We start from the raw sequence: 18855 nt of genomic DNA, 5'->3' as shown, positions 1-18855 counted from the left end.
CTGCAAACGCAGCCCGTCCGGCGCTTGAGGACAGCGCCTACCCGCCCCGCGGGTACCGCGTCAGCCAGCCCGATGCCGTGATCGCCGGGCCGTGGAGCGCGGGGCCCTGTGTCATCTCCATCGCGAAGTCGTCCGCGATCTCCAGGAGCGTCGCGCGGCCCTCCAGCTCCGCCAGCCATGCCGGCGGCAGCGCCGTCTCCCCGTGCATCGCGCCCAGCAGGGCCCCGCAGAGCGCTCCCGTCGCCGAGGACGGCCCGTCGTGGTTGACGGCCAGCCGCAGGCCGTGGCGTACGTCCTCGCCCACGAGCGCGCAGTACACGGCCACCGCCAGCGAGTCCTCCGCCGCCCGGCCGGCCGCGAGCGCCGCGACCCGCCCCGGGGTCGGGATTCCCTGTCGTACGGCTCCGAGTGCCTGCCCCAGCGCGTCCGTGACGGGCTGGTGGCCGGGGCGCTGGGTCAGCAGCGCCAGGGCCCGTTGGACGGCCGCGTCGACGCTGTCGCCGCGCGCGACGCCGTGCACGATCACCGCGAACGCGCCGGCCGACAGATACGCGGTGGGATGGCCGTGCGTCTGCGCCGCGCACTCCACGGCGAGCTGGCAGACCAACTGCGGCTCCCAGCCCACCAGCAGCCCGAACGGCGCCGAGCGCACGACGGCGCCCGCGTCGCGCGCGGTGGGGTTCTTGGGCTTCTCCAGCGTGCCCATCGACTCGTCGGCCAGCCCGGTCAGACAGGACCGGCTGGGGTCGCGGCGCGCGTACAGCCACTCCTCCTGGGCGAGCCAGCCGTTGTCCTTGCGGCGCTCGTCAGGCCCCCAGTCGCTCTGGGTGGCGGCCCAGCGCAGATACGCGCGGTGCACGTCGGTGGGCGGGTGCCAGGCGCCGGTGTCGCGCCGGACCTGGGCGCGGATGAGGCCGTCGACGGTGAAGAGGGTCAGCTGGGTGGCGGCGGCGACCGCGCCGCGCCGGCCGAACGCGGGGGCGAAGTCGGTGACGCCGTCGGCGCCGTGCGCGGTCCGGGTCTCGTCGAGAGTGAGCGTGTCGACCCCCGCCCCCAGCGCGTCGCCGATGGCTCCCCCGAGAAGGCACCCACGGACACGGCTGCGGAAGTCCTGCTGCTCCGCCCGGCCCCATATGGCGGTGGCTGGCCTGTTCACGCGTCCCTCCCTCCCGTGTCGTGGAACGCGCTCTGGCGCAGCACTGTAATCGAACGGGAACGGACGGTTGAGCACGGGCGGAACGAGTGGCCGGTTCGTCCCCGGCCACCCCCTTCCATCCCCCGAGGGCTAGGTCCTGTCCGGCGAATCTTCGTGGATCAGCCCGGGGCGGCTGGTGCGGTGCATCGCAAGGCGGAGGATCGTTCTCGTACTGGACGTACTCGGATGCCTTCGAGAACGCTGACAACGCGGCGAGGTGCCGTGCCAGGCGCCCCGGGCCCCCGAAGATCCGCCGGACAGGACCTAGTCCGCGGGCAGCAGCGGCAGCAGCTCCGGCAGGTGCCCGTCGGACGCCGCCGCCGCCCGTACGCGCTCCTCGGGCACCTCGCCGTACAGCGTGGTCCGCGGCCTGGCCGGCCGCCCGGCCGCCTCGGCGATGGCGACCAGGTCCTTGACCGAGCGGTACGAGCCGTAACTGGAGCCCGCCATCCGGGAGATGGTCTCCTCCATCAGCGTCCCGCCGAGGTCGTTCGCGCCGGAGCGCAGCATCTCGGCCGCGCCCTCCGTGCCGAGCTTCACCCAGCTGGTCTGGATGTTGGTGATGTACGGGTGGAGGAGGAGCCGGGCCATCGCCATGACCGCGCGGTTGTCGCGGGCCGTCGGGCCGGGGCGGGCGATGCCGGCCAGATAGACGGGCGCGTTGGTGTGGATGAAGGGCAGCGTGACGAATTCGGTGAAGCCCTCGCGTCCCGCCTCAAGTGCCTTGCGCTGCATGCCCGCCAGCGTGCGGAAGTGCCCCAGCCAGTGGCGGGGCTGGTCGACGTGGCCGTACATCATCGTGGAGCTGGAGCGGATGCCCAGCGAGTGCGCGGTCTCGACGACCTCGATCCACGTCGCCGTCGGCAGCTTGCCCTTGGTGAGGATCCAGCGCACCTCGTCGTCCAGGATCTCGGCGGCCGTGCCGGGGATCGAGTCGAGCCCGGCCTCCTTCGCGGCCGTGAGCCATTCGCGGATCGACATCCCGGTACGGGACGCGCCGTTGACGACCTCCATCGGTGAGAAGGCGTGCACGTGCATGCCGGGAACGCGTTCCTTCACGGCGCGCGCGATGTCGAAGTACGCCGTGCCGGGCAGGTCCGGGTGGATGCCGCCCTGCATGCAGACCTCGACCGCGCCGACGTCCCACGCCTGCGCGGCGCGGTCGGCGACCTGGTCGAGCGAGAGGGTGTAGGCGTCGGCGTCCGTACGGCGCTGGGCGAAGGCGCAGAAACGGCAGCCGGTGTAGCAGACGTTGGTGAAGTTGATGTTGCGCGTGACGATGTACGTGACGTCGTCGCCGACCACCTCGCGGCGCAGTTCGTCGGCGATCCGGGTCAGCTCGTCGAGCGCGGGGCCGTCCGCGTGCAGCAGCGCGAGCGCCTCGTCGTCGGTGAGCTTCGTCGGGTCGGCGGCGGCCTGCGTGAGCGCCTGCTTGACGTCGGTGTCGATGCGCTGCGGCACCATGCCGGGCGCGGCGGCCTCGCGCAGGGCGTCCCAGTCGCCGTAGACATGGTCGAAGTCGTTCCGGCGGTCGCCGGTGCGGCCCTCGGTGTCGATGGTGCGGTGCAGGTCGGTACGGCCGGTGGCGGTGAAGCCCTCGTCGGGCTCCTGCCACGGCAGTCCGGCCGGCTTGACGCCCTCGCGGGCGAGTCCGGTCGCCGGGTCGGCGAGCGCCCGCACGTGCGGCATCACGCGCGGGTCGAGCCAGGGCTCGCCGCGCTGGATGAACTCCGGGTAGATCGTGAGCCGTTCGCGCAGCTCGAACCCGGCGGCGGCGGTGCGCTCGGCGAGCTGGTCGATGTGCGGCCAGGGGCGCTCGGGGTTGACGTGGTCGGGTGTGAGCGGCGAGACGCCGCCCCAGTCGTCGATGCCGGCGCCGATGAGGAGCGCGTACTCCTCGTCCACGAGGTTCGGCGGGGCCTGGATCCGGGCGGCCGGGCCGAGGAGATGCCGGGCGACGGCAATGGTCGCGGCCAGCTCCTCCAACTCGGCGTCGGGCATGGCGCGCATCGCGGTGTCGGGCTTGGCGCGGAAGTTCTGGACGATGACTTCCTGGATGCCGTGGTAGGCGCGGGCGGTGCGGCGCAGCTCGAAGAGCGAGTCGGCGCGCTCCTCGTAGTCCTCGCCGATGCCGATCAGGATGCCGGTGGTGAACGGGACGTTGGACCGGCCCGCGTCCTCCAGCACCCGCAGCCGTACGGCGGGCTCCTTGTCCGGCGAGCCGTGGTGCGGGCCGCCGGGCTCGGACCAGAGGCGGGTGGCGGTGGTCTCCAGCATCATGCCCATGCTGGGCGCGACGGGCTTGAGCCGCTGGAAGTCGGTCCAGCTCAGCACGCCGGGGTTGAGGTGCGGGAGGAGACCGGTCTCCTCCAGTACGCGGATGGCCATGGCCCGTACGTACGCGAGTGTGTCGTCGTACCCCTCGGCCTCCAGCCACTCCTTCGCCTCGGGCCAGCGGTCCTCGGGGCGGTCGCCGAGGGTGAACAGCGCTTCCTTGCAGCCCATTTCGGCGCCCTTGCGGGCGATGTCGAGGACTTCGTCGGGCGACAGATACATGCCGTGCCCGGCGCGGCGGAGCTTGCCGGGGACGGTGACGAAGGTGCAGTAGTGGCACTTGTCGCGGCAGAGGCGGGTCAGCGGGATGAAGACCTTGCGGGAGTACGTGATGACCCCGGGGCGCCCGACGGCTTCGAGCCCGGCGTCGCGCACCCGCGCGGCGGAGGCGGCGAGGTCCAACAGGTCGTCGCCGCGCGCCTGCAGGAGGACGGCGGCCTCTCCGGCGTCGAGCGCGACACCGTCCCTCGCACGTTTGAGGGCGCGGCGCATGGCGTTGGCGGTCGGGGCGGAGGGGGCCGTGGCGCTCGTCGTCATATCTCCGAGCATACGAGCGGGGTCGGACGATTCAGGCGGGGAGCTGCGTAGGTGAGCGGATACCCACATTCGTATACGCGGGAATAACTTCGATCGCGACGACGAATCGGGGGACGACCGGGCAGCCGGGCGACCGCGCAACTGGCGCGGTGGAAAAGCCCGGAAGGGCAGTCGCTGTGTGCGACTGCCCTTCGGCGGCTTTTCCTGGTGTTCGGTCTCGTATGTGTTCGGCTTCGTGGTGTGTCATCTCAGGCGGCCAGTGCCACCGCCTCGACGGCCGGGGTGCGCAGGCCGCGGTAGGCCGTGCCCACGCTGGTGACGATCGTCGCCGCGGCGCCGATGCCCACGACGGTCAGCCAGATCCCGAGGCTCTGGTCCGGGATGGCGGTGTCGGTGCGGACGGCGCTGAAGGAGACGATCCCGGCGAAGGCCGACAGCGTCGCGAAGAACACGCCGAACACGGTGAGGATGAGGGATTCGAGGGTGATCATGCCCAGGACCTGGTTCGGCGTGGCACCGGTGAGGCGCTGCTGGCCGAACTCCCTGGTGCGGTAAGTGGTCGCCGCGTAGAGGCTGTTGATCAGCATGATGCAGGCGAAGACCACGATGATGCCGGAGATCACGTAGTTGAGGGTCTGGATGCTCTTGTCGTCGCTGGAGCGGGTGAGTCCGGACGCCTTGACCACGTCGTTCTCGATGGCCTGCATGTAGAGGATGGCCGAGGAGATGCTGATGAAGAGGATCAGCGGCATGAGCACGCTGGAGAGCTGTGCGGCGCGCTGGCGCATGTTGTGGATGGTCAGATAGCCGCTCGCACCGGTGAGCAGGGTCAGCGGCCCGGACAGGACACCGAGCAGCATCCGCAGCAGTGCGGGCGAGAGGATCGCGAAGCCCGCGGCGAGCAGGATGGCGCCGTAACCCGGGGCGGCCATCAGCGCGACGTCCGTCTTGTCCATGGCGAAGGTGGTACTGACGGTGCCGGCACCCAGGAGGAGGGCGGCGACGCCGGCGATGTTCTTCGCCCGGCCGCGGGACTTCTTGCCGCCGGCCGCTTCCTTGGTCGCCCGGCGGACCGCGAGGAACGCGGCGCCGACGGAGGCCAGCACGGTGATGGCGGCGCCGAGGCTGAGCGCGATCGGACCGAAGACATGGTCGACCCCGTCGGCGACCTGACCGCTGTCCTTGAAGACGTTGAGCAGCTGCTGACCGCCGATCATGGCGGGCACGATCGCCAGCAGCGTTCCGATGATCCCCACCGCGGCGGCCTCGAAGACCACCATCCGCTTGATCTGGGCGGGGGTCGCCCCGCTCCGGCGGAGCAGTGCGATCTCCTCGCCGCGCTGGCGGACGTTGACGGTGAGGGTGGAGGCGATGGCGAAGAAGACGAGAAGGGCGCCGTAGCCGCCGACCACGTTCGCGGCGGTGGTGATGGGCTCCTTGCTGACGCTGTCGATGCCCGGGGCGGCGGCGGTGTCGAGCATCGAGCTGAAGGTCATGATGACCACCGCGCCGAGGAAGGTCGACAGCAGGGTGGCGATGAAGCGCCCGGGGCGCCGGCGGATGGAGCTCATGGCGAGAGAGAACATGGGTCACACCCCCGCGTACGCGTTGTTGGCGGACAGATGGGGCTGCTGGGCCGACGTGGCGCCCGACTGGCTGACCGCGTCACCGAGGTGCGCGAGGCGTTCGGCGACGGCGTCGACGGTCGGGTTGTTGATGCGCCCGGCCAGTCGGCCGTCGGCGAGGAAGATGACGGAGTCGGCGTAGGAGGCGGCGACCGGGTCGTGGGTGACCATGACGACGGTGCGGCCGTGGACCCGTACGGTCTCCTGGAGCAGCCGCAGCACATCACGGGCGCTGCGGATGTCGAGAGCGCCGGTCGGTTCGTCGGCGAAGACGACGGCGGGCTCGGTGACCAGGGCGCGGGCGATGGCGACACGCTGCTGCTGGCCGCCGGAGAGCTGGTCGGGCCGGTGTCCGAGGCGGTCGCCGAGGCCGACCTGGGTCAGGATCTCCCTGGCGCGGGCCCGGTCGATACGGCGGCCGGCGAGCTTCAGCGGCAGCACCGTGTTCTGGGCGACGGTGAGGGTGGGCAGCAGGTTGTACTTCTGGAAGACGAAGCCGATCCGGCGCCGGCGGAACTTCGTCAGGGCCGCCTCGCTGCCGCCCGTCATCTCCTCACCGTCGACCATGATCCGCCCGCTGTCGGGCCGGTCGAGGCCGGCCGCGCACTGCAGGAGGGTCGACTTGCCGGAGCCGGACGGCCCCATGATGGCGGTGAAGGACCCGGCGGGCAGGCTCAGCGACACACTGTCCAGCGCGGTGACGGCGTTCTCGGCGCCCCCGTAGACCTTGCTCACATGGGCCAGACGAAGAGCTTCGGCGCTCCGGGTCGGGCGGCTCTTGTTCTTACGAAGCTTCATGATCGTTCCTTCCGTCGGACACCCTCTGTGCCACGAGTAAGACGCTACGGACGGCGGACTTCGATCACATTGGGCGTACAGCCCGAGTCTCAGGTGTCGCTGAATACACCTGCCGCCTGGGGCCTTCCCCCGGGCGTGGGGGAGGTGGGTGACGGCGGCCGGGCGCTGCCCGGCCGATGCCCTGTTGACACACCCGACCCTCACCCCTACGTTCAGTTCACTAACGCAAATTCATGGGGTTTACGGGGTGGGGTTTGTGGCGTTCTGGATGGCTGCCGCGTCCTTGTGGTGCGTCATGCAACTGCTGTTGCTGTCGTGGCCCGCGCGTACGGTCGGCTGGCCGACCGTACTGCTGGCCTTCGGGGTGGGGGCGTACGGCTGCGGTGTCTTCTCGGTCCTGATCGAGACGGTCGTCACCCGCCAACTGGCGGCGGCTGACGAGACGTCGATGAAGACGGTCATGGACACCGTCATGTGGACGACGGCTCCGACGGCCGAGGAACTGCTCAAGATCGCCCCGCTCGCGCTCGCCGCCTGGGCGCTGCGCGGCCGGGTCCAGTGGGGCCTGACGGACTTCGTGGTGCTGGGCGGCGCGGTGGGGGCCGGGTTCGGGCTGCTGGAATCGGTGCTGCAATTCGCGTTCGCACCGGATGTCCATGTACGCCCCGTCGAGTCGGCGGGTGGCTGGACGGTCGCGACGCGGCTCTTCGAGGCGCCGTTCGTGTCGGGCTTTCCGGAGTTCCTGGGGCACTGGTTCCCGGGGGCCGTGGGCACCCTGGAGCTGGGCTCCGCCACGGCGACCGTGCCGGTGGACAACCACGTCGCGTGGTCGGCCCTCGGCGGCCTCTCCGTGGGGCTGATCGTGTGCGGACACCGCTGGTGGGTGCGGGTGGCGGGGCTGCTGCCGCTGCTCGCGGCCGTCGGGCTGCACACGGCGGTGAACTACATCGCGGCCCTGCCCAGCGCGCACGGGGCGCCGCGCGAGTGGTACGACCGGATCGTCGCGAGCGGGCTCTGGGGGGTGCTGGGATGCCTGGTGGCGGCCGTGGTGTGGGACGTGCGTACGCGGCGGGCGGGGCGGGCGCGTGAGGTGGGGGTGTGGCTGAGGGCGGAGCGGGAGGGCGGGGGCGGGGGCGGGGGCGGGGGCACGGGCGCGGGCTCGGCGCAGGGTGGGGGCGCCGGTCAGGGCGGCGGCGCTGTGGCTGTGCTGCTCAACTACGCGCTCCTGCGGGCCCCGTGGACCACGCTGATCGCGCTCGGGTACGCCCGCCGGCGCCGGGCCCTGTTCCAGCTCACCACGCACCCCCGCGCCCGCCCGGAGCACGTCGCCGCGCTGCGGGACGAACTCACCACCCGTACAGCCGAGTTGGACGCCACGTCGGATCCCGGGGCGTGGCGCGGCACCTCGATACGTGAGGCATGGCGGCGGGTCCGCGCACGCGGGGACGGCCGGCTGCCGTGGTGGGAGAAGGCCGTCCTCGCCCTCGGACTGGTGCTGCTGATCCCCGCCGCCCTTCTCGCCGCCACCTTCGCCTTCGAGGGGACGCAGGACCTTGAGGAGTACTTCACCGAGGGCCAGGGGTGGCAACTGCTCATCGGCTGCGGTCTGGCGGGTCTGCTGCTGGCCGCGTTCCGTCTCGTACTCACGTGGCGCTCCCTCCCCCGTCTGCGCGCCCTGCCCCCGGCCGAGCCCTACGCCGCCGCGCTGCTGCGGGTGGCCGTCGTCACCGGTGGGCTGTGCGCCGGGGCGCTGCTGCTGTCGCGGGCGGGCACCATCGCCGAGTACGACAGGGTCGTGCCCGACCACCTGATCGTCTCCTTCGTCCTGGAGAAGTTCCTGGACGTGGCCCCCGCGCTGATCCTGACGCTGCTGATGTTCGCCCTCCCGTTCGCGCTGCCGTTCGGGGTGGCCACCGGCGGACTCGGTTTCCTGCTGCCGGAGTTGCTGGCGATGGCGGCGGGCCGGGTGCTGGCCCCCGTGGCCGCCCGGGTCGCGGTCCAGGTGGGCGCGCGGCTGGCGGGCCGGGGCGCGTTGGCGTGGGCGCGGAGCGCGCTGCGGAGCGGCCGGGGCAGGTTCACCCGGCGCTCGGACGAGGTGCGGCACGGCGGGACGGACCCGGTGGACGTGGCGACCGGCCGGATGTTCCTGCCCGTGACGGATGTGGAACTGCCGGGTGTGCTGCCGCTGTTGTTCTCGCGGCGGGTGGACTCCGGTTACCGGGGCGGTCGTTGGTTCGGCCCGACGTGGGCGTCGACGGCGGACCAACGGCTGGAGTTCGACGAGCAGGGTGTCGTGTTCTTCACGGAGGACGGCCTGCTGCTGGCGTATCCGCACCCGGTGCCGGGCGGCGAGGCGGTGCTGCCCGAGGAGTCCGCCGGCCACGCGCGATGGCCGCTGGCGCGGGCCGCCGACGGCTCGTACACGGTCACCGACGCGGATGCCGGGCAGGTCCTCGCGTTCACGGCGCACTCCGACGTGCACGGCGACAGCGGCGTGCACGGCGACAGCGGCGTCGCTCTGCTGCGTACGGTCACCGACCGGCACGGCAACCGGATCACGTTCACGTACGACGCCGAGGGCGCGCCGGTCGAGATCGCGCACAGCGGCGGTTACGTACTGCGCCTGACGCGGAACGGCGAGCGCGTCACCGGCCTGTGGCTGGGTGACGTGCGCGTGATGTCGTACGGCTACGACGCGGACGGCCGGCTGACGGAGACGTACAACTCGTCGGGTCTCCCGCTGCGCTTCGGTTACGACGCGGTGGGCCGGGTGACGTCGTGGACGGACAGCAACGACCGCTCGTACGCGTACGAGTACGGCGGCCCCGACGACGACCGGGTGGTGGCGGAGGGCGGCGCGGGCGGGCACTACAACTTCCGCTTCAGCTACGGGGGTTCGGACCCGGCGTATCCCGGTCTGGCCGTGACGGCTCTGGTGGCCCCCGACGGCGCCACCACTCGTCACCTGATCGACGACCGCCACTTGGTGGTCGGCGAGATCGACGCGAACGGCGCGGTGACGCGTACCGCGTACGACGCGGCCGGCCGTGTCACCGCCGAGACGGACCCGCTGGGCCGCACCACGGAGTTCACGTACGACGGGCGCGGCCACCTCACGGGCGTGCGGCGCGCGGACGGCAGCACGGTCGAGGCGGCCCTCGACGCCGAGGGCAGGCCGGTACGGATCACCGACCCGGCCGGGCAGGTGTGGCGCCAGACGTACGACGCGGCCGGCAACCGGACGTCGGTCACCGACCCGACGGGCGCCACGACCCGTTGGCTGTACGACGGCCGGGGCGCGCCGCTCGCGATCACGGACCCGCTGGGCGCCACGACGCGGGTGCGGTGCGACGCGGCGGGTCTGCCGGTCGAGACGACGGACCCGCTGGGCGCGACGACGCGGGTGACGCGTGATGCCTTCGGCCGGGTCGTGTCCGCGACCGACCCGCTGGGCGCGGTCTCGTCCTTCGAGTGGTCCACGGAGGGCCGGCTGCTGCGCCGTACGGCACCGGACGGCTCGGCGGAGTCGTGGACGTACGACGGCGAGGGCAACACCGTCACGTACACCGACGCCAACGGCGGTGTCACCCACCACGAGTACACCCACTTCGACCTGCTGACGGCCCGCACCGACCCGGACGGCGCGCGCTACTCCTTCGCCCATGACGCGGCGGCGCGTTTGACGCAGGTGACCAACGCGCAGGGCCTGAGCTGGAGTTACGCCTACGACGCGGCCGGACGTCTCATAGCGGAGACGGACTTCGACGGCCGTACGGTGACGTACGAACTCGACGCGGCGTCCCAACTCGTATCGCGCCTGGACCCGTTGGGTGTCCGCACCGACCACCGCTACGACCTGCTGGGCCGCCTCGTCGCGCAGGACGCGGCCGGCGAGGTGACCACGTTCGACTGGACGGCGGGCGACGATCTGGCGCGCGCGACAGGTCCTGACACCGAACTGCTGCGCACGTACGACCCGGCCGGCCGGCTGCTGACGGAGACGGTGGACGGGCGGGTGCTGCGGCTGTCGTACGACGCGGCGGGGCGGCCGTCCGGTCGGCGGACCCCGGCGGGCGCGGTCACGACGTACGCGTACGACCTGGCGGGCAGCCGCACCGAACTCACCGCGTCCGGGCGGTCGTTGACGGTGACACGGGACGCGGCGGGCCGCGAGACCGGGCTCGGCTGGGGCGACGCGCTGTCCCTGACCCAGACATGGGACCCGACGGGGCGCCCGCTGTCCCGCTCGTACACGGGCGCGCCCGTCCCCACGCGTACGTACACCTGGCGCCCGGACGGCCACCTCCTCGCCGCGGGCGACGCGCGCTACACGCTCGACCCGGCGGGCCGGGTCACCGAGGTCCGGGCGGCGGACCGGTCGGAGTCGTATGCCTACGACCCCACCGGCAACCCGACCGACGCGGCCTGGCCGGCAGACCTCGCGTACCCCGAGTCGACGGGCCCGCGCACCTACACGGGCACCCGCGTGGGGACGGCGGGCACGGTCCGCTACGAGTACGACGCGGCGGGCCGCACCACCCTGCGCCAGAAGCCCCGCCTGTCGCGGAAGCCGGACAACTGGCGCTACACGTGGAACGCGCGCGACCAGCTCACGGCGGTCACCACGCCGGACGGCACGACATGGCGCTACGCGTACGACGCGCTGGGCCGCCGCACGACGAAGTCCCGCCTGGCCGCGGACGGTTCGGTCACGGAGGAGACCCGCTTCACGTACCAGGGCCCCACCCTGATCGAGGAGACGTCGACCTCCACCGACTGGACGGGCGCCCAGACGCTCACCTGGGACCACGACGAATCGTCCCTGACACCGCTGGCCCAGACGACGCGCTACACCCCGGCGTCCGGGGCGGAGACCGACACCCGCTTCTACGCGATCATCACGGACCTGATCGGCACCCCGACCCATCTGATCGACGAGTCGGGCACGATCGCCTGGCACGCCCGCCGCACGCTCTGGGGCACCACGACCTGGCCCCCGACGTCCACGGCGTACACCCCCCTGCGCTTCCCGGGCCAATACCACGACCTGGAAACGGGCCACCACTACAACCTCCACCGCCACTACGACCCCGAATCCGCCCACTACCTGACCCCGGACCCCCTGGGCCTGGCCCCGTCCCCGAACCCGACGGCGTATGTCCACAACCCACTGACGTGGTGCGACCCGCTGGGGCTGGCGCCGGGGTGCCCGGCGCTCTCCCCCGCCCGCACGGCCACGCAACTCAGAAACAGCCCCGGAGCCGCGACGGGCGGATCTCAACTCCGCGACGTAACAGGGAGGTGGCTCAGAGGTTCAGCCGGAAATGCCGGTCGAATACCTGGTCAAGTCGCGAGAGCGCTTCAGGGGAGAGAGTTCAAGACTTTCGGTGACTTCAGGAGAGCATTCTGGGAAGAGGTCGGAAACAGACCAGAGCTGTCACGACAATTCGATCCGTCAAACGTGGGAAATATGAGAAATGGACGCGCCCCGTTTGTGATACCGAGACAGAGTACGCCTGGTCACAACCGATATACCCTGCACCATGTCGTGCCGATCCATCATGGAGGAGGCGTATACGACCTGGACAATATAGTCGTTGTGACACCGCGATATCACGCCGAAATATTGGACAGCGGGTATCATTATGGCTAGACGGCGATAAAGAGAGGTAAGGCATCATGGGTTCGCGCATGTCTCGGGAAGAGCTGATCTCCCTCGTGGATCGAATAATCTCCGCCGAGGACTCGGAAGAGGTGGGAGACGAGCTCGTGATGCGGCTCCAGGAAAACGTGCTGGACCCAGAAGTCATCACATACATCTTCTACTCGACCCCGAAGCTCACTGCGGAGGAAGTGGTCGACAAGGCTCTCGCGTATCGACCGATTGCGCTCTGAGATTGAGACCGAGGCTTACAACAGTCGGGGATCGACGTCGTGGATTGCCGGTATGAGCAGCCCGGCGGGTAGGCGCAATCGCGCGGTGATCGGACGCGTCGTCTCCGGCGCCGAGACCTCTAGGGGCTTCGCGGGCGCGTGGATCGCCGCGGACGCCGGGAAGGCCGTCGTGCCGTTGCCCGCCCATCGTGGGCTGAGCCCCATGGCTACCGCGCGGGCCATCGGCGGGGCCCGGGAGGTGGGCGCCACGGGCGCGTGGGTCGTGTCGTTCGACGCGAGACTGGCCGACGACGACGTCGTTCAATCGCCTCTCGACGCAGGCCAGTTGTGGCGACTCGCCTCCCAGGACAGCGCGGACACCGCCCCACTCCTCCTCGCCGACAACCTGCTCGGCGGCGTGCTGTCGCGTCCCGGACACGTACTCGTCGCCGGCACCGCCGACTTCGTACGGGGCGCCGTGCCGGAAGGTGCCGACGAGGCGCGGGCGCGCTTTCGCCGGTACGCCGAGAGGCTTCGTGACGCGGTGCCCGAGCTGATCCGTATCGCCGATCTCCACCCGGCGCTCAACCGCGCGTGGGCAACGACCGCCGAGGTACCGGCCACCAGCCACACCGGCCGGCAACTGGCCCTCATGGACGGCCTGGTGCGCCGGAGTCTGGACGGGGCGACGTTCGCGAATCGGTGGCTCACGGCGCGCCGCGCCGCGCGGGACTCCGGTGAGCGTGTGCGGGACGGGATCCAGTCCGTACTCGACGACGTCTTCTACGCACTGGAGGACGACCTCACCGAGGCGGACCTACGCCGCCGGGTGGCCACCGCTCTCAACGCTCTGCGCCGATACCCGTAATACGCGTGCCGTCCATCGGCCAACGCCCCGTTCGGCCCGTCCGGACGCGCCACGCCAACGTCGGCATGGCGCAAGGCGTTCGTTGCAACCGCGGGCGCCCACAGCCCTACCCATGGTCAGAGCCGGCTCAGCACTTCTCGTCGAGAAAGTACTGCGCCATGTCGACCTCGGTACCGTCAGGCGCACTGTCCGCCGCGTCCATCATCTCTTGGCCCACAGTGATGGCGCCGTCCGCGACAAGGCGCTCGCATACGAGCTTCCGCTGTGCGGCGTCCGTCCCATCCCATGCCTCGTCCCAGACGAGTTCATTCGCGGCTTGTTCAAGGACGTCGCCCTTGTGGCCCCCGAGGACTTCGCCGACAGCCTCGACGTACTCATCCCGCGTCAGTCCCCGGCACTCGGATTCTTCCGACGCGTCGCGCAGAGCATCAGCCTCGTAGTCGCGCTCCAGCAGGGCCTTGCAGTCGTGGACGTCGTACGCACGAGCCGTTGGTGCCGATGCGCCCCTCGGGCTGCTGCTGCCTCCGTCGGAACAGCCGGCGAGCGTGAGTAGCAGGGCTACGGTGAGCGCGGTGGTGTGTCCAGTACGCATGGTCCCCCCAGGGACATAGCGAATGAAGACCCCATCATCGGCCACTCGTACGCGAGATGGGATGGAAACGACCAAAGCCCTCTGGTGCCCGCGCCCCGCCGCCGGTTGACATCCACCGGCGCGTGAATACTATCGCAACATGTCTTTCGATAGCTCCCCGGACGCACCCCCTCCCCCCGACCCAGCCCCCGGCGCGCGTGAGGTCACCGACCCCAAGGCGATGCGGGCGCTGGCTCATCCCCTGCGGCTGGAGTTGCTTGAACAGCTCACCCTGGCAGGCACGCTCACCGCGGCGCAGGCCGGCGAGTTGGTCGGCGAGACCCCGGCCAACTGTTCATTCCACCTCCGCACCCTGGCCAAGTACGGCTTCGTCGAGGAGGCGGCCGGTGGGCGTGGGCGGGAGCGGCCGTGGCAGCGGGTGGCCGGGGGGATCGGGACTCCCGAGGTACTGGACGGCACGGAGGCCTCGGTCAGCGGCCGGGCGCTCACCGACGTCATCGTGAACCGGCACCTGGAGACCATCAGGAAGCACCGGGCCGTCACCCAGCCGGGCCTGCCGGCCGAATGGCAGCAGCTGAGCGGGCATTCCAGCGCGATCCTCCATCTGACCCTGGAGGAGACGGGCGAACTCCGTACGGACCTGCTCGCCCTCCTGGCACGTTACGCGGACCGCACCACGCGTCCCGCCGCGTCCCGCCCCGTCCAGATGTTCACCTACACCATGCCCGGGCCGGCCGCCGCGCCCACCGACGAGGAATCACGTCCCGGGAGTCCCGGGAGTCCCGACAGCGCCGACCCCTCATGACGCTCGCCAGGCAAACTGCCGGCCGGCGGCCCTCCCGTCGGCGGCTGCTCGCCGACCGCGACGCCTGCCTGTACCTGGGCGGCCAGATCACCTCCATGCTGGGCCACTCCTCGCTGTGGCTGGCGGCGGGAATCTGGATCAAGACGCTCACCGGAAGCAGCTCACAGGCGGCCCTCGTCTGGTTCGCCTTCATCCTCGGCAACCTGACCGGCCCGCTGTCCGCCGTCCTCATCGACCGATTACCCGTTCGCCCGCTGCTGATCGTGACCAACCTGGCCTGCGCGGCCAACGTGCTCCTGTTGCTCCTCGTCCACGGCGAGGACGACGCCTGGTTGATCTACCCGGTGATCTTCGTCTACGGGGCCGCCAGCGCACTCCTCAACGCCGGGGCCTCCGCACTGGTCAGGCCGCTGTTCGGCAGCGAACTCCTCCCCACCGCCAACGCCGTCCTGGCAACGGCCAAGCAAGGCATGAACCTGTTCGCGCCGATCCTGGGCGCCGGGCTCTTCGCGATGGTCGGCGCCACACCGGTGATCATCGCGGACGCCGTCGGCTTCCTGGTCGCGGCCACAGCCATCTCCCTGATCCGCACGCGGACACCGCGGGTCATCGACCCCTCGGCCGAACGCACGGGCGCATGGGCGGAACTCAGCGCCGGCGTACGGCATCTGATGAGCACGGCACCGCTTCGCCGCGTCGTCCTCGCCTTCTCCGTCGTGACCCTGGGACTGGGTTTCCTGGAACCCGCCGCGTTCTCCGTCAACAGCGAGGGCCTGCAGCGCGCCCCGGCTTTCATGGGCGTGCTGTTCACATTTCAGGGCGCCGGCGCCGTGCTCGGCGGCATCTTCTCCGCGCGGGCCGTACGGGCCTTCGGCGAGGTGCGCACAGCCGCGCTGAGCCTGGCCGCCGCCTCGGTGGGCATAGCGCTCATGGCTCTCCCGGCACTGCCGGCCGTACTGCTCGGGTTCGCGCTCTACGGCGCCGCGCTGCCCTGGCTGGTGGTCGCCCAGCAGACGCAACTCCAGCGCCTGACACCGCCGGGCATGCAGGGCCGAGCCGCGGCCGCGGCCGGCATGCTCACCCGGACACCGCAGGCGTGCGGCATCGCGGCCGGGTCGGCGCTGCTCGGCGTACTGGGCCATCTCGCCCTCATCGGAATCATCGCCGGCCTGACAGCCGGCGCCTCCGCGTGGCTCTTCCTCTCCGGCAGGGGTAAGCCCGGCACCGGCCGGCCGACCCGCCTCGGGTGGTGAAGCGTGCGTTCATCCGCCGGGGATCGTGGACATGGCCGGAGTGGGTTCGGCTAGGTTCGGCACCATGACCACCGACGACCGCGTAGGCCCGCCCCGTCTCGGCAGCGAGCGCGAGACCCTGCGGGCCTTCCTCGAATACCACCGCGCCACCCTCGCCATGAAGTGCGCCGGGCTGAGCGACGACGAGTTGCGGCAGCAGTCGATGGCGCCCTCGACGCTGTCCCTGCTGGGGCTCGTACGGCACCTGGCCGAGGTCGAACGCGCCTGGTTCCGGCGGGTGTTCGAGGACAACGCGGCGCCGATGCTGTGGTCGCCCCCGGGTGAGATCGACTTCCAGGCGGCGTACGACGCGAGCGCCTCGTCCCGGTCCGAGGCTTTCACCGCCTGGGAGGCCGAGGTCGAGACGTCGCGGCGGATCGAACGGGCGGCCGGGTCATTGGACTTGACGGGCCATCAGCCGCGGTGGGGCGAGGACGTCTCGCTGCGGATGGTGATGGTGCACGTACTGCTGGAGTACGGCCGCCACAACGGCCACGCCGACCTGTTGCGCGAAGGTGTGGACGGGACGGTCGGCGCGTAGCCGGTCACGAGGCGCGCGGCAGCGCGAGCCAGTCCTGCCAGCTGATGTCGCGGCCCGGACAGCGGGGCTGCCGGAAGGGCCAGTCGGCGGCGATCCACCGCGGCACCAGCGCGTCGAGCGCGCGCTCGACCTCGCCGCCGACGTGGTCGTCCACCACCCACCAGGCGACCTCGCCGTCGGAGCCGGTGCGCTCGGGCGGGTCGATGTAGACGCAGCCGAGGATCGCCGTCTCCGCCTCGTCCAGCAGCGCGTAGTTGAACGACTGGTGCGCGGCGATCTCCTTCTCGTGCCGCAGCAGGTCGATGCGGTCCTCTTCATAGGTCATCGTCTCGCTGGGCCAGGCCCAGGCCGGTCCGAAGATCTCCCACAGGCGCTCGCGGGAGCCCATCACGGCGGGGTAGTCGATGGCGGTGTCCGCCTCCCGGATCGGGCGCAGGTGCAGCGCGGTGCCGGGTACGGGTACGTGGACGGGGTGGACGAAGTCGTCGGGCAGCCAGCTCATGGGGGCCGACGCTACAACCCGGCGCGCGCGAGGCGCCACGGATAAACGGGGCCCCGCGTCAACGGCCCAGCCGCGTCCGCACCATGGCCGTCAGTGCCGTCAGCTCCGGGACACGCAGGAGGCGGGCCGCCGCGAGGAAGACGCACAGCAGCACCAGCCCGCCCGCCGTCAGGGAGAGCAGTGACGGGAGCGCGCCGCTGCCCAGGGCGCGGGTGAGCGCGTACGACACCGCGCCCGCCGCGAGGGCCGCCGGGGCCGAGGCCGTGATCAGGCGGGCGTACGTGCGCAGCACGCGGGAGCCGTCCAGGTCGCCGCCGAGGCGCTTGCGGAGGCGGCGCCAGGCGATGCCGACTCCGAAGGCGTAGCCGAGGCCGTACGACGCGGCCATGCCGACCACCGCCCAGCGTGGCGGGAGGACGGCGAAGCAGAGCGCGGACGCGGCGGCGTTGACCAGGGCGACAACGAGGGTGTTGTAGAAGGGGGTTCGGGTGTCCTCGTACGCGTAGAAGCCGCGCAGCACCACGTACTGCACGGAGTACGGGACGAGGCCCAGCCCGAAGGCCATCAGCGCGAAGCCGATGCCCCGCGCGCCCTCGGCCCCGGAGCCCGCGTAGAGCAGCGTCGCCATCGGGACTCCCAGGGCCAGGAAGGCGAAGGCGCACGGCACGATCGCGACGGCCGAGGTCCGCAGACCGTACGAGATGTCGTCGCGTACCGCCGCCGCGTCGCCGTCGACGGCGGCGCGGGAGATGCGCGGGAGCACGGCCGTCATGACGGAGACGGTGATGATGGCCTGCGGCATCTGCCACAGGAGGAGGGCGTAGTTGTACGCGGTGATGCCGGTGCCGGTGAAGCCGGCCTGTTCGGCCGCCGCGCCCGCCTTGGTGGCGAGTTGGGTGACGACGACCATGCCGAGCTGGTTGGCGAGCACGAAGAGCAGCGTCCATTTGGCGAGGCCCATGGCCTTGCCGAGCCCGTGGCCCCGGAAGTCGAAGCGCGGGCGGAGCCGGAAGCCTGCGTCGCGCAGATACGGCAGCATCGCGAGCGCCTGGACGGCGAGACCGAGCAACGTGCCGATGCCGAGGAGCCGTACGCCCTCCGGGGTGACCGTGGCGGGGGTGACGCCGGAGCCGGTGAAGCCGCCGAAGGCCCAGATGAAACCGCCGAACGCCGCGATGATCACCACGTTGTTGAGGACCGGGGTCCACATCATGGCGCCGAAGCGTCCGCGCGCGTTGAGGATCTGGCCGAGCACCACATGGGCGCCCATGAAGAACATGGTCGGCAGGCAGTAGCGGGCGAAGGCCACGGTGACGGCCATCCGGCGCGGATCGTCCGCGATGTCCGGCGACATGAGGTGGACGAGCAGCGGCGCGGCGACGACGCAGAGCACGGTGACGGCCGCGAGCACCACCATGACCAGGGTGAGGAGGCGGTTGGCGTACGCCTCGCCCCCGTCGTCGTCCTTCTTCATGGCGCGTACGAGCTGCGGTACGAAGACGGAGTTCAGCGCGCCGCCGCCGACGAGGACGTAGATCATCGTGGGCAGGACGTTGGCGACCTGGTAGGAGTCGTTGAGCGTGCCGACGCCGATGGCCGCGGCCATGACCAGGGTGCGGGCGAAACCGGTGATACGGGAGACGATGGTGCCGGCGGCCATGAGGGCGCTGGACTTGGCCAGGCCTGCGGACCCGGCGGACCCGCTGGACGCCGCAGGGGTGGCTGCCGGCTCCTGGTGCTGCTGCGGGACCCCGGGCGGCAGTCTCAGGGTGACGGTGTCGTGGTCGTGCGGCGCGCTCATGCGCACACTCTTTCACCGTGTGGGAAAGAGAGTTGACCATGGAATCGGGAGTGGGAGTAGCGGGAGTGGGAGTAGCGGGAGTGACGAGTGC

At 71.2% G+C, this 18855-nt stretch carries 13 protein-coding genes; 6 read left to right on the top strand and 7 right to left on the bottom strand.

Features of this window, described 5'->3' with window-relative positions; genetic code table 11:
* Window positions 1-37: 37 nt before the first annotated feature.
* The 4 genes from ACFT9I_RS10140 to ACFT9I_RS10125 all read right to left on the bottom strand — a co-directional run bounded on the left by ACFT9I_RS10140 (window position 38) and on the right by ACFT9I_RS10125 (window position 6489).
* Entirely contained in the window at window positions 38-1156 is a 1119-nt protein-coding gene (locus tag ACFT9I_RS10140) for an ADP-ribosylglycohydrolase family protein (protein ID WP_382562618.1), read from the bottom strand.
* Between the two features lie 303 nt (window positions 1157-1459).
* On the bottom strand, window positions 1460-4078 hold the full coding sequence (locus ACFT9I_RS10135) for a bifunctional FO biosynthesis protein CofGH (RefSeq protein WP_382562616.1): 2619 nt from the start codon (window positions 4076-4078) through the stop codon (window positions 1460-1462).
* Window positions 4079-4314: 236 nt separating this feature from the next.
* The gene (locus tag ACFT9I_RS10130; RefSeq protein WP_382562614.1) at window positions 4315-5652 is read right to left on the bottom strand and encodes an FtsX-like permease family protein; all 1338 of its coding nucleotides are present in this window, start codon (window positions 5650-5652) and stop codon (window positions 4315-4317) included.
* A gap of 3 nt (window positions 5653-5655) precedes the next feature.
* Entirely contained in the window at window positions 5656-6489 is an 834-nt protein-coding gene (locus ACFT9I_RS10125) for an ABC transporter ATP-binding protein (protein WP_382562612.1), read from the bottom strand.
* Between the two features lie 268 nt (window positions 6490-6757).
* Between ACFT9I_RS10125 and ACFT9I_RS10120 the strand changes: the two genes are divergently transcribed.
* Genes ACFT9I_RS10120 through ACFT9I_RS10110 form a run of 3 tightly spaced genes read left to right on the top strand, consistent with a single transcriptional unit; the run spans window position 6758 to window position 13231 of the window.
* Window positions 6758-12142, top strand: coding sequence for a DUF6531 domain-containing protein (locus ACFT9I_RS10120; protein WP_382562610.1), 5385 nt, complete (start codon window positions 6758-6760; stop codon window positions 12140-12142).
* Between the two features lie 38 nt (window positions 12143-12180).
* Window positions 12181-12384 (top strand): hypothetical protein, encoded by a 204-nt coding sequence (locus ACFT9I_RS10115; protein ID WP_382562608.1) that lies wholly within the window; start codon window positions 12181-12183, stop codon window positions 12382-12384.
* Between the two features lie 52 nt (window positions 12385-12436).
* The gene (locus ACFT9I_RS10110; RefSeq protein ID WP_382562607.1) at window positions 12437-13231 is read left to right on the top strand and encodes a hypothetical protein; all 795 of its coding nucleotides are present in this window, start codon (window positions 12437-12439) and stop codon (window positions 13229-13231) included.
* Window positions 13232-13358: 127 nt separating this feature from the next.
* Here the strand turns inward: ACFT9I_RS10110 and ACFT9I_RS10105 are convergent, their stop codons facing one another.
* Window positions 13359-13823: a hypothetical protein gene (locus ACFT9I_RS10105; protein ID WP_382562605.1), complete on the bottom strand. Its 465-nt coding sequence runs from the start codon at window positions 13821-13823 to the stop codon at window positions 13359-13361.
* A gap of 139 nt (window positions 13824-13962) precedes the next feature.
* Between ACFT9I_RS10105 and ACFT9I_RS10100 the strand changes: the two genes are divergently transcribed.
* The 3 genes from ACFT9I_RS10100 (at window position 13963) to ACFT9I_RS10090 (ending at window position 16461) form a co-directional block, all read left to right on the top strand.
* The gene (locus ACFT9I_RS10100; protein WP_382562603.1) at window positions 13963-14628 is read left to right on the top strand and encodes a winged helix-turn-helix domain-containing protein; all 666 of its coding nucleotides are present in this window, start codon (window positions 13963-13965) and stop codon (window positions 14626-14628) included.
* Window positions 14625-15881, top strand: a complete 1257-nt coding sequence (locus tag ACFT9I_RS10095; RefSeq protein ID WP_382562602.1) for an MFS transporter — start codon at window positions 14625-14627, stop codon at window positions 15879-15881. Before ACFT9I_RS10100 ends, ACFT9I_RS10095 begins: the two co-directional genes overlap by 4 nt.
* Before the next feature lie 64 nt (window positions 15882-15945).
* Window positions 15946-16461 (top strand): DinB family protein, encoded by a 516-nt coding sequence (locus ACFT9I_RS10090; RefSeq protein ID WP_382562600.1) that lies wholly within the window; start codon window positions 15946-15948, stop codon window positions 16459-16461.
* 4 nt (window positions 16462-16465) lie between these two features.
* Here the strand turns inward: ACFT9I_RS10090 and ACFT9I_RS10085 are convergent, their stop codons facing one another.
* Window positions 16466-16963 (bottom strand): GNAT family N-acetyltransferase, encoded by a 498-nt coding sequence (locus ACFT9I_RS10085; RefSeq protein WP_382562598.1) that lies wholly within the window; start codon window positions 16961-16963, stop codon window positions 16466-16468.
* A gap of 58 nt (window positions 16964-17021) precedes the next feature.
* Window positions 17022-18764 (bottom strand): murein biosynthesis integral membrane protein MurJ, encoded by a 1743-nt coding sequence (murJ, locus tag ACFT9I_RS10080; RefSeq protein ID WP_382562597.1) that lies wholly within the window; start codon window positions 18762-18764, stop codon window positions 17022-17024.
* Window positions 18765-18855: the final 91 nt, after the last annotated feature.

Origin of the sequence: Streptomyces sp. NPDC057137 (assembly GCF_042670825.1) — a bacterium.
In the GTDB taxonomy this organism is placed as follows: domain Bacteria; phylum Actinomycetota; class Actinomycetes; order Streptomycetales; family Streptomycetaceae; genus Streptomyces.
This window is presented reverse-complemented; position numbering and strand designations above follow the sequence as displayed.